This is a genomic window from Acinetobacter sp. 1294243, from assembly GCF_000588015.1.
Lineage (GTDB): Bacteria > Pseudomonadota > Gammaproteobacteria > Pseudomonadales > Moraxellaceae > Acinetobacter > Acinetobacter pittii.
This window is the reverse complement of sequence record NZ_JFXG01000006.1, coordinates 86,495-99,330: the sequence shown is the minus strand read 5'-3', so window position 1 is coordinate 99,330 and position 12,836 is coordinate 86,495. Positions and strand designations below refer to the sequence as shown.

Genomic DNA, 12,836 nt, shown 5'->3' with positions numbered 1-12,836 from the left:
TACTTTCTCAATCCGCCAACTCATCAGGTGGCCGACCTGTTTTAACGGCCAAAAATCATTCAGTGATTGGTGGGTTAGGCGAAGCAGTTGGCTCACTACTTCTAAGAAATGGGCAACATCCTCGTTTTGACATGATTGGTTTGCCAGATGCATTTTTAGATGCAGGGGCATTGCCCACTTTGCATGATCGCTATGGTATTTCAACTGAAGCAGTTAAAGAGAAGATTAAGGCACATTTGAAGTAAAAAGATTAAATTTTCAAATTGAAAAGGGCGTGATGGATTTCCTTCACGCCCTATTTTTTAATCAGGTTTATTTATATGAACTTAAACAATCGAATCATCTAAATTCGGCGCTAACCAACGTTTCGCTTCATCCAGTGTCCAACCTTTACGTTTTGCATAATCTTCAAGTTGGTCTTGAGAGATCTTGCCCACGTTAAAGTATTCGCTTTGAGGATGCGAATAGTAGAAACCACTTACTGAAGATGGTGGCATCATTGCAAAGTGTTCAGTCAGTTTAGTACCGATTTTGTCGGTAGAACCTAACCAGTCGAACAACACCGCTTTTTCAGAGTGCTCTGGGCAAGCAGGGTAGCCTGGTGCAGGACGAATACCGACATATTTCTCTTTAATCAGCTCTTCATTGCTGAGCTGTTCGTCAGCTTTATATCCCCAGAACTCTTTACGAATACGTTCATGCAAGTGTTCTGCAAAGGCTTCAGCAAAACGGTCAGCCAGTGATTGAACTAAAATTGCAGAGTAGTCATCACCTTTAGCTTTGTATTCATTTGCCAGTTCTTCTGCACCAAAAATCGATACAGTGAATCCGCCTAAGTAGTCTTGTTGCTCACGGTCATTACGAATGTAATCTGCCAAAGACAAGTTCGGTTTACCTGTCACTTTGTCAGATTGTTGACGTAAGTGCTCAAAAGTATGCGTAACATTTTGACCCGCTTCATCAAATACGCTCACTGTGTCTGCGTCAGTGCGCTGTGCAGGGAACATACCGAATACGGCACGAGCATCAAAACGATTGTTGTCGATAATATCTTTCAACATTGCTTGAGCTTGGTTGTACAAATCTGTTGCAGCTTCACCAACCACTTCATCTTCTAAAATTTTCGGGAATTTACCTGCCAAGCTCCAAGAAATGAAGAATGGTGTCCAGTCAAAATACTCTACAAGGGTTGCAAGAGGGTAGTTAGTGAGAACTTGTGTTCCTAAAAGATTTGGTTTTGGTGGTACATAGCTTTCGTCAATTTTAAAACCGTTTTCAACTGACTCAGCATAGGTCAATTTTGCAGCTTTTGGCTGTTTGTTGGCTAAGCGCTCGCGAATCTTGGCATATTCAGCACGGTGCTCTGCAATAAAGTTTCCACGCATTTCTTTCGAAAGGAGAGTGGTTGCAACACCCACAGCACGTGAAGCATCGGCAACATAAATCACAGCATCGTTTTGGTACTGAGGATCAATTTTTACTGCAGTGTGTGCTTTAGAAGTAGTCGCACCACCAATCAATAAAGGAATGTTAAACCCTTTGCGCTGCATTTCTTTCGCAACAAAGACCATCTCATCTAAAGATGGGGTAATCAACCCTGACAAGCCGATGATGTCACATTTTTCATCAATAGCAGTTTGCAAGATTTTCTCGCAAGGCACCATCACCCCAAGGTCAACAATGTCATAACCATTACAGCCAAGTACCACGCCTACAATATTTTTACCAATATCGTGTACGTCACCTTTAACAGTTGCCATGAGGACTTTACCTTTAGATTGGCTACCTGTTTTTTCAGCTTCAATGTACGGGTTGAGCCAAGCCACAGCTTGTTTCATTACACGTGCAGATTTTACAACCTGTGGTAAGAACATTTTGCCCGAACCGAACAAGTCGCCAACCACGTTCATACCATCCATCAAAGCACCTTCGATTACATCTAAAGGACGTTTGGCTTTGAGGCGAGCTTCTTCGGTATCTTCATCAATGTAAGTTGTAATACCTTTAACTAAAGCATATTCAAGACGTTTTTCGACTGACTCATTACGCCATTCAAGGTTCTCGGCTTCTTTTGTAGCACCGCCTTGTCCACGGTATTTTTCAGCCACTTCAAGCAATTTTTCAGTCGCAGCCTGACCAGACTCACCTTGGTTTTGGTTTAAAATGACATCTTCAACTGCTTGTTTTAGCTCGGCTGGAATATCATCATAAATTGCCATTTGGCCAGCATTCACAATACCCATGGTCATGCCTTGCTTGATGGCATGGTACAAGAACACAGAGTGAATGGCTTCACGAACAGGCTCGTTACCACGGAACGAGAACGAAACATTCGACACACCACCAGAAATCATAGCGTGAGGGAAGTTTTGTTTAATCCAACCTGTAGCCTCAATGAAATCGACCCCATAGTTATTGTGTTCTTCAATCCCTGTTGCAACTGCAAACACGTTCGGGTCAAAAATAATATCTTCAGCAGGGAAGCCAACATCATTAACCAAAATGTCATATGAGCGTTTACAGATTTCACGCTTACGTGCAGCAGTGTCGGCCTGACCTGTTTCGTCAAATGCCATAACAATAATCGCAGCACCATATTGACGGCACAGGCGAGCTTTTTCTACAAACTCGTCATAACCTTCTTTTAAAGAAATTGAGTTAACAACGGGTTTACCTTGTACACATTTTAAGCCAGCTTCAATGATTTCCCATTTTGATGAGTCGATCATGATTGGCACACGTGAAATATCTGGTTCAGAAGCCACAAGGTTTAAGAAATGCACCATCGCATTTTGCGAATCGAGCATCCCTTCATCCATGTTAATGTCAATAATCTGTGCGCCAGCTTCAACTTGTTGCTGTGCAACTTCTAAAGCTTCAGCAAAGTTTTCTTCACGAATTAAGCGTAAGAATTTTTTTGAACCTGTAACGTTAGTACGTTCACCCACGTTCACGAAAAGTGAGTCATCATAAATGTTAAATGGTTCTAAACCACTCAAACGACATGCAGGTACAGTTTCAGGAACTTGACGAGGCGCAATATCTTTTACCGCATTGGCAATCGCGCGGATATGGTCTGGTGTTGTACCACAGCAACCACCAGTAATATTAATTAAGCCGCTTTCTGCAAATTCTTTTAAGAATGCTGCAGTTTGTTCTGGCGTTTCATCATATTCACCAAAAGCATTTGGTAAGCCCGCATTTGGGTGCGCTGAAACAAAGGTATCTGCTACATCGGAAATGGTTTTTACGTGAGGACGCATGGCATCTGCACCAAGCGCACAGTTAAAACCAATCGATAGTAAGTCACCATGACGTACAGAGTTCCAGAACGCTTCCGCAGTTTGACCTGTTAAGGTACGACCCGATGCATCGGTAATGGTCCCTGAAATCATGATTGGTAATTCACGACCAATTTCTTTAAAGACTTCTTTAACCGCAAAAATCGCAGCTTTACAGTTTAATGTGTCAAATACGGTTTCAATCAAAATGATATCTGCACCGCCTTCGATCAGCGCATGAGTCGCTTCAATATAGTTTTCTTTTAGCTCATCAAAGGTGATGTTACGAAAGGCAGGGTCATTTACATTCGGTGAAATTGAACAAGTACGCGATGTTGGCCCAAGCACACCTGCTACAAAACGCGGTTTCTCTGGAGTCGAATACTTCTCACACGCTGCTTTGGCCAAACGTGCTGCTTCACGGTTAATCTCTGGAACAAGATCTTCCATGTGGTAATCAGACATAGAAACACGCGTGCCGTTAAAGCTATTGGTTTCAATAATGTCTGCACCAGCATCAAGATAAGCTTCATGAATACCTTGAATGATTTGAGGCTGGGTCAGAACCAAAAGGTCATTGTTACCTTTTAAGTCATGTGCCCAATCGGCAAAACGCTCACCACGGTAGTCTGCTTCTTCCAATTTATGGCGCTGAATCATGGTACCCATTGCACCATCAATAATCAGAATACGTTTGGCAAGAAGCGCTTTTAGGGTGGCAAGCGTGGACATATAAAACCCCGATATTGTACGAATTTAAAAATGCGGCGCTATTGTAACAGAATAGTTGCGCAATAGATGATCTATGACGACCCACCATTCACCGTAAATTAGTCGTAAAAAAAGTGTTTTCGAACAAAAAGAGGGTGTTTTTTCATCAAATATTCATAAAATGATCATGATATTGAAATATTTCATCTCCAATATTCGATTTTATGACAGTTGTGGTGTTTAAAAAGTAGACGTTTAGGTAATTTTTTAGATATTTTTGCTTCAAAAATAGTCATAAAATAGATGGGTGGGGATTTATGTAAATTATTGTATTTAAATAAAAAAATAAAAATCATAGAGGAAAGGTGCATCAAATGAGGTCAAAATGTGAAAAATTGACTTCATCAGGCGCCGCTTTGTCATATAATTGTCATAATTTAATTTAAGAATACAGAGGATTTTTTTATCCTCTTACCGTCTGCATGAATTCTAATCTACCCCCTGTTTCGGATTCAAAACTTGCGGCAAACCTGCAAGTCAAATCGACGAATGTACATGTCCCGACACCTAAATTTTTTATGCCGGTGTTTCTGACGATTATTGTTGCAACACTTATTTATATTGGATTTCAGGTGAGTGCTGATTTAGCACATGTACCACCTTTGAGTCTTTATTCAGTTATTCTTTTATCAACTGCACTCTTGATTGCTTTAGGCTTTGAGTTTGTAAATGGCTTCCACGATACTGCAAATGCAGTGGCAACAGTGATTTACACCAATGCTTTACCAGCACCGGTTGCAGTCATGTGGGCTGGTTTTTGTAATTTCCTTGGGGTAATGGTTGCAAGCGGCGCAGTCGCTTACGGCATTATTGCATTGTTACCTGTTGAATTGATCATGAATATGGGTAGCGGTGCAGGTTTCGCAATGGTTTTTGCGCTTCTTATTGCTGCGATTCTCTGGAACTTGGGTACTTGGTTCTTAGGTATTCCTGCATCTAGCTCACATACCTTGATTGGTTCAATCTTGGGTGTGGGCATTATGAACCATCTATTGAGTGCATCGACTGGCGTAACGACCAGTGGTGTTGATATGGATCAGGTGATTAAAGTCGGTAAGGCATTATTATTTTCACCTTTAATTGGTTTCGCTTTTGCAGCGATTGTATTCTTGTTGGTTAAAACTATTTTTAAACGCCAATTAGAATTATTCCAGCCACCTGAAGGGAATAAACCACCACCAGCAATCATTCGTGCAATTTTGATCTTTACCTGTACAGGTGTGAGTTTTGCACATGGTTCTAATGACGGTCAAAAGGGTATGGGGCTCATCATGCTGATTTTGGTTGGTCTGGTGCCGTTGGCTTATTCATTAAATAAAAATCTTGATACTCAGCAAGTTCAATCATTCCATCAGCTTTCTTCTCAAACTGCCGTATTTTTGAATCAAAATCAGCCAGAATTAACCGATGAAAAAGCACGTGTTATTCTGACTAAATATATTCAAACTAAACAGCAAACTCCGGAAGTTGTGCCTGCATTGGCAAGTATGACTGATCACTTGGGTGAGCGAGTTTCTAGCTATAGCAACTTAAAAGATATTCCTGAAGCTGCAATTAGCGAAATTCGTAATGACATGTATTTAAGCACCACGACGTTTAAGCGTTTGGATAAAGCAGATGCTTTACCAAAAATGGATGACTCACAGAAAAAGCTTGTGAAAGAATACCGTAGTAGCTTAGATTCATTCTTACAATACATTCCGACTTGGGTAAAAGTGGCTGTTGCTTTAGCACTTGGTCTAGGCACAATGGTGGGTTGGAAACGTATCGTTGTGACTGTAGGTGAGCGTATTGGTAAGCATCACATGACTTATGGTCAAGGGATGTCTGCTGAGCTTGTTGCAATGAGTACAATTGCAGCTGCTGATGGTTTAGGTATGCCAGTTTCAACAACACACGTTTTAAACAGTGCTGTTGCGGGTACGATGGTCGCGAATAAATCAGGTTTAAACTTTAATACTGTGAAGACAATTCTCTCTGCATGGGTATTTACTCTTCCTGCAACAATCTGCTTGTCAGGTGGTTTGTACTGGTTATTCTTACAGTTTGTATAAAAGCATTTAAAAAATTAAAGCCACTGTTCACAGTGGCTTTTTTATTTGTTTAGTTTTTAAAGTTGAGACTATTTTTCATATACATTCATCTATAAATTAATAGGTTGTTATAGGCCATCAAACAGCTTTATAGATTGGGCTTAAAATTTTATATCAGGATATATTATGAATGCGGTTCAAATAGATCAGCTAAAACAACAATTTCCACTTATTGAAACACTTCAAGCCTATCAAGAAACATTTTGGTTTACACCTCATCGCTATCCTTTAAAAGAAGCTTTAGAAAAAGTTGGACTAACCGCTAAGGATGTAAGTGAAGCAGAAGCAAGACTAGCGCGTTTCGCACCTTATTTGGCAAAAGTATTTCCTGAAACTCAAGCACAACAGGGAAAAATTGAATCAGATATTGTTGAAATTGCTCATATGCAGCAAGCACTTTCTTCAGCAAAACAAGTACAGCTTAACGGAACATTCTGGTTGAAAAAGGATAGTCATCTACCAATTTCAGGCTCTATCAAAGCACGTGGTGGCATTTATGAAGTGCTCACACATGCTGAAAAACTTGCCATGCAGGCAGGGTTACTCAAACCAGAAGATGATTATAGTAAACTCGACCAGGACGCATTTCGAACATTTTTTTCTAAGTATCAAATTGCAGTAGGTTCTACGGGCAACCTTGGGCTTTCTATTGGCATCATGAGCGCCAAACTCGGCTTTAGAGTCACTGTTCATATGTCGGCTGATGCTAGACAGTGGAAAAAAGACAAACTACGTTCACTCGGCGTCAACGTTGTAGAATATGCCAGTGATTATGGAGTAGCTGTTGAAGAGGGACGTAAAGCCGCAGAGCAGGATCCACACTGCTTTTTCATTGATGATGAAAACTCAACAACATTATTTTTAGGTTATGCCGTTGCAGGAATACGCTTAAAACAGCAATTTGAGCAAAAACAAATTAAAGTCGATGCTGAACACCCATTATTTGTTTATTTGCCGTGTGGCGTCGGTGGTGGGCCTGGTGGGGTGAGTTTTGGACTAAATCTGGCTTTTGGTGAGCATGTACACTGTATCTTTGCAGAACCAACACATTCGCCGTGTATGTTACTTGGTGTCCACACAGGTTTGCATGATCAGATTTCAGTCAATGACATTGGCATTGATAACGTTACTGCGGCAGACGGACTTGCGGTAGGGCGTGCTTCAGGTTTTGTCGGGCGTGCTATGCAACAATTAATCGATGGCTACTACACCATTCATGATGAACGTTTATATGAGCTTATTGCGCTTTTAAATCAAACTGAGAATATTCAGCTTGAGCCTTCTGCGGTAGCAGGCATGATGGGACCGTATTATGTACAGACGAGTCCTGATTACTTAGCTTTGCACCAATTTACAGCTGAGCAGTTGCAACAGGCAAATCATGTGGTATGGGCTACCGGGGGCGGCATGGTGCCGCCTGATGAAATGCAAAAATATCTATCACACTTTCAAGATAAATAAAGAAACTTTAGAAAAAAGCCCAATTCTAAGATTGGGCTTTAATCAAATTATCTTTTAGATGATTTTCTAAAAGGCAGTTTCTCGGTAGCAAAACCATAAATTGCCGCAAAAGGCAGGGCAGTTCGTGCTAAATAAGCCACACGCCATAGACCACCATGATTGGCACCTTCCATCATAAGTTCAAGCGGATGGTCTAAGACAGTTTCAGGATTCGCCACAGAAGACTCATTTCTTAAGTCATGAATCCAGAGCGCCGCCATAATGGCATTGGTGGTTTCAGGGCTAAATGCTTCTACATCGAAAAGTTCTGCGCCATTAAAAGCTGCTTTCAATAATGGATTTTTAGTCACTGAGTGAGTCGTTGTCGATGGTGCAATATTAATGCTGACACGTTGTCCTTGATGGCGGGCCAAAATAGCACGCCATTGTTGAATACGTTTTGCCAAAGCATAGTTTGGACCTTGTTCAACCACTAAGCAGTCGGCAATACCATAAGTTTTTCCATTTTCACATGTAATCAAGTCTTGGTATGGCGCTTGAAAAAAACGATTTAGCGAAAGAGCAGAAACGCCTTTTACTGCCAATTTTTGCATTTTTCTGCGGGATTTAAATTTCTCTTGAGCAGCCTCTGCAACTTCTTTTGGTACTGCATAAACATCGGTTGGAGTACACATAAACATAAGGCTTGTATCAGATTTATGCTCGCTCACAAATTGCATGATGCTATCCATTGCCATGGAAACGCGGACATGCTTTTCACCATCTAAATAGGCGATTGCTGCCAAATCTAACTTTTGTGGAAACTGCACCAGCCACTGCGCTATTTCTGGTAATTGAGTCAGTAAATTTGCACCCAGCTTATCTTTTAACTCCGAAGCTTTTGCTGACGAATCAACGGCTTCAACACATGGTGCAATAAGTGTTGCATTCCCTTGTTGAATTGTATTTAGGATTTTGCCCCAGACTCGTGAGTTTGGTAAATCTACAGCAACAATATTTGCTTTCCATTTGGCTAACCAAGGCAGTGGTCCTGCTTCTGAGGCTGCACCAAACAGCACCATCGTACGGTCAGACAAATCGAACCATTCTGGATGAGCAATAGCTTCACGAAGTGCTTTTGCATGACTTGGCTCAATAATACCAGTCTCTTCCCAGCGTTGAATCTGGTCTAATAAGCTTTGTCCACTTAGTTTTTGTCCTTTATAGGGAACATACCATTCAGGTGCTGCGTCACTTTCACCTTTAAGTTTTACTGTATAAAGAGGAGTAGATGAAGCAATATGAACGGCATCTTTTAAAAGGTAGTGTTTACCATCACGATAATAATCAAAAATATGGTGAGCTTTATGCAATCCTTGCTTCGCAATAGTAATTGGGTTGTTGATATTAGAAATCCCTTGTTTAACAAGAGCTTTAAAATATACAGGATAGTTTTTTCGCCAGTTTTTTTCATTCAACACTTGTTGTGCGGTTTTATTATCTACAATAGATAAGGCCTCTGACAAAATCTCTTGGCCTGTAAGAGATGTACTTTGTTTTTTTGTTGAGGCGTGTACCGGAAATTGTAGACCTTCGACTTGACTTGTGCTGGACATAAAATATCTCGTTTATACGACTGGGTTAATATACATGTGTATACATTATCTATGCCAATGAAAGGAAACGAGTGGCAATAACTGACAAAATAATATTGATTATTTATGTGATGAAACGTGAAAGAGAAAGTTATTATGATAAATTCATCTCATTTTGGTCTTAATTTTTTTCACATTTTTAGAACATTTTTATAGACTTACGTTACATAAATGTTTATTTTGTATTAAGCAAATACATCAGTATTAACCTGAAGGTAAAATGTTCAAAATGTATCAATAATAGAGATACAGAAATGATTAAAAACTAGACTTTTTTCTTAAGCGGTAAGAAAAGTCAAACGGAATAAGAAAGAATTGGGGTGAAACTAGATAGAAGACAACGTAAGATTGTCTTTTAAAAATCTTGGGGATATGGTGATTTTTTTACACCATAATTTTCTAGTTTCATCCCATCTATTTTTGGGCTGGAACCCTCCATTTAGTATTCAATTCATCACTTGATTGAAGCCTATTTCTTTAGAGTAACTTAAAAATTACTCTAAAAGAGGGAATTTCTAACAACGTCCTTTTTTAGCTTGTCCTGGTGGGCAAAAGCCTCCTGGATGTCCGTAATATGGTGAATCTGGGTCAATCACAATACTACCTTCAGGTGTATGGACCGCACAGGCTGATAGTGACATTGTGAAAATTGCTGCGGCACAAAGAAGTAAAGTTTTCATCTTGTTCTCACTTTTTTATCATTCTCACTTGTACTATAAAAATATTTTGATTATTTTTCGATCTAATTTTGGTTAAAAAATATCTTTAATAAGTCTAATTAAGAAGAAATTAAGGAGACCGTAAAATAGTTCGAAATCCAACATGTGTTGCAGCTAAATCAAAATCTTGCGGGTAGCGGCTACTGCTACGATAACGTGAACAATAATTTTGTGCGCAAAGAAAAGATCCGCCCTTAATTACATATTGTGTGCTCGCAATTTGTTGTTGTCGTAAATCAGAATAATTTCCCATATGCTGGTCATGAGCACCTTGATACGGAGATGATGTCCATTCCCATACATTTCCAATCATATCAAATAGTTTGAAATTATTTGGCGTAAAACATCCAACGGGTGCCACATCTTTAAAGTGATCTTGATTTAGGTTTTGAAAAGGGAATTCGCCTTGCCAGTAATTGGCTTGCGGATGTTGATGTTCATCAGTAGGGGCCTGATGTAAAGGGGGATCAGTTTTTGAATTGGCTTTAGCTGCATATTCCCATTCTAGTTCTGTTGGTAAATCACGTCCTAGCCACACTGCATAATGTTCAGCATCATTTTTACTTACATACCTTACAGGCTCATTAGGATTTGCTATAGCTCCAGTACCGCCGTTTGGCGTTTTCCATGTATACCCTGATTTTAGCTGCCACCATTGCTGTGGGTGATGAGGGTCTGGTGAGAAAACAGCAGCCTGTTTTTGTTTTTCGGCATCGGTAATATAGCCAGTTGCTTTTACAAAACTTGCAAACTGAGCGACCGTAACTTCAGTTTGGTCAATCCAAAATCCTTTGACTTCGCGCTGCTTTTTTCCAAAATTAAGTTCATCGGGATAAGCCTTTTCAGAACCAAAGTTAAAATCTCCATCGACAATTAAAACCATTCCTGCTGTAGGCTGTTTGAGCCAACCCTGAGGCAGACCAGTATAGTTTTTACACTTTTCAATAGATCCTAAATCAGCTAAAGATGTTTGCTGTTGCGTCGAAGATGTAGGTTCAGAAACTTTTGAAGATTGGCTACAGCCCGTCATGATAGACAGGCCGATTGTGGTGACTAAAAAAGGTTTCAATTTCATTTGGCGTTATATTCCCGCACACCATTTTTTTCAGTATATTTCTGATAGACTGATAAGAGTTCTTGAACTTTTGCAGGATAAAGCTGAGCAACGTTTTGTCTTTCACCGCGATCTAATTTAATGTTGTATAGCTCCCAAGTCCCTGTGCCTAATTCAGGTCGTCCTTGAAGTGCGATTTTCCATTCACCTTGTTTTGCATATTTGCTGCCATGCAGCTCATCGGCAAAGCTAAAATTTGCAGGGCGAATAGTATCGGTTTTGTTTTCAAGCAAAGGTTTCCATGAAATTCCAGATGGCGTATTAATGGCCCGGCCATTGTATTGACCTTGTGGTACTGGAATATGAGCATATTCTAGTAAGGTAGGGAAAACATCGAGTACAGATGCAAAGCTATGATTTGTCTCTTCCGCTTTTTTCTGATTTGGTAATTTCACAATAGCAGGTGCAGTCGTTGCGCCTTCGCCCGCCGTATCTTTCCATAAGTGGAAAGGTGCCGCACTGACTTCGGCCCAACGTGGCCCAATATAGTGATATGAAGTAGGTGTGCCAACATTGGCTACTGAGTTATCAAAACCAGATTCACTGCCATATCCGCCACGTACAAAACCTTCTGCACCATTGTCTGAAACAAAGAAAATTAAAGTATTGTCATAAAGATTATTTTGTTTGAGATATTGAATAATGCGGCCGACATTGGCATCAAGATTTTCTACCATACCCGCATAGATTTCCATCTTACGAGCTTCTAGTGCCTTTTGTTCGGCTGTTAACTCATCCCATTTCCCATATTTTTGTGGAGCATTTTGAGTCGCAATTGGTTCTGCTGCATCAAAGTTTGTAGGAATAATTCCAAGCTGTTTTTGTCTCGCAATGCGGGCATTACGAATTGAATCGTAGCCTACATCATAAACTCCACGATATTTTTCACGATATTCGGCTGGGGCTTGAATTGGCCAGTGAGGTGCCGTGTAAGCAGCATAAGCAAAGAATGGTTTACCACTATTTTTGCCTGAATCTAAGTAGCTTAGTAATTTATCGGTAAAATAGTTGGTAGAGAAAAAGTCATCAGGCAATGCTGAAATAGGAATAGTTTGCCCATCTTCTGTATAAGTTGAATTTCGTTTAAAGGCACTTGGAGCTTGTTTAAAATGATGGTCTAAACCTTGTAATAAGGTAAATGAATGATCAAAACCTTTAGCATGTGCATTGCTTTCACGGGTTAAGCCTAAATGCCATTTACCACTAATATACGTGCGATAACCATTGTCTTTAAGTACTTTGGCAATCGATAAAGAACGTTCGTTTAAATAGCCCTCATAACCTGGTTGTCCTTTCAAATGCTCTGGTGTGAGTTCAGCCATTGCCCCAATACCAGCTAAATGATGATCAGTACCGGAAATAAGTTGAGAACGTGTTGGCGAACAGGTTGGGGCAGTATGATAATCCGTTAAAAGGCGACCTTCTTGAGCCAGACTATCAATATTAGGGGTGTGAATTTCGCCACCAAAAGCCCCTAAATCTGAATAGCCTAAGTCATCAGCCATAATAAATAAGATATTGGGTTGCTTAGGCGTGCTTACGACATTTTCTTGATTATCGTTGTCATTACATCCAGCCAGAGATAAGCTAAATAAGGCAATAGAAAGGCTAGATAAAATTGCTCTGTACTTCATTGTATCATCTGAATTATTAAAAGAATTCGCATGAGTTTAATCAGATGGTTTTTGCAAACAAAACAACGAATTGATCAAAGAAAATCAGAAAAAAGACTGAGAATTTATGCAGATAAATAAATCAGAAAA

7 protein-coding genes and 1 pseudogene are annotated in these 12,836 nt (G+C 40.0%); 3 read left to right on the top strand and 5 right to left on the bottom strand.

What is annotated here, in order from left to right:
• Window positions 1-20: 20 nt before the first annotated feature.
• Window positions 21-245: pseudogene (locus J655_RS13395) on the top strand (transketolase family protein); the annotation flags it as partial.
• An 81-nt stretch (window positions 246-326) separates the two neighbouring features.
• Here J655_RS13395 and metH read toward each other — a convergent pair.
• On the bottom strand, window positions 327-4,013 hold the full coding sequence (metH, locus tag J655_RS13390) for a methionine synthase (RefSeq protein ID WP_032052484.1): 3,687 nt from the start codon (window positions 4,011-4,013) through the stop codon (window positions 327-329).
• Between the two features lie 461 nt (window positions 4,014-4,474).
• On the opposite strand from metH, the gene J655_RS13385 reads away from it, so the two are divergent.
• Window positions 4,475-6,106 (top strand): inorganic phosphate transporter, encoded by a 1,632-nt coding sequence (locus J655_RS13385; RefSeq protein ID WP_005070664.1) that lies wholly within the window; start codon window positions 4,475-4,477, stop codon window positions 6,104-6,106.
• Window positions 6,107-6,271: 165 nt separating this feature from the next.
• Window positions 6,272-7,606, top strand: coding sequence for a D-serine ammonia-lyase (locus tag J655_RS13380; protein WP_005802989.1), 1,335 nt, complete (start codon window positions 6,272-6,274; stop codon window positions 7,604-7,606).
• 47 nt (window positions 7,607-7,653) lie between these two features.
• On the opposite strand, the gene J655_RS13375 is transcribed toward J655_RS13380, so the two are convergent.
• The 4 genes from J655_RS13375 to J655_RS13360 form a co-directional block, all read right to left on the bottom strand.
• Window positions 7,654-9,201, bottom strand: a complete 1,548-nt coding sequence (locus J655_RS13375; protein WP_005802988.1) for a hypothetical protein — start codon at window positions 9,199-9,201, stop codon at window positions 7,654-7,656.
• Window positions 9,202-9,755: 554 nt separating this feature from the next.
• Window positions 9,756-9,920 carry a hypothetical protein gene (locus J655_RS24575; protein ID WP_000854552.1) on the bottom strand — a complete coding sequence of 55 codons (165 nt, stop codon included), beginning with the start codon at window positions 9,918-9,920 and terminating at the stop codon, window positions 9,756-9,758.
• 109 nt (window positions 9,921-10,029) lie between these two features.
• A complete protein-coding gene (locus J655_RS13365) occupies window positions 10,030-11,034 on the bottom strand; it encodes a formylglycine-generating enzyme family protein (protein WP_031969081.1) in 1,005 nt (334 codons plus the stop codon).
• Window positions 11,031-12,707: an arylsulfatase gene (locus J655_RS13360; protein ID WP_032052483.1), complete on the bottom strand. Its 1,677-nt coding sequence runs from the start codon at window positions 12,705-12,707 to the stop codon at window positions 11,031-11,033. Before J655_RS13360 ends, J655_RS13365 begins: the two co-directional genes overlap by 4 nt.
• Between the last annotated feature and the right edge of the window lie 129 nt (window positions 12,708-12,836).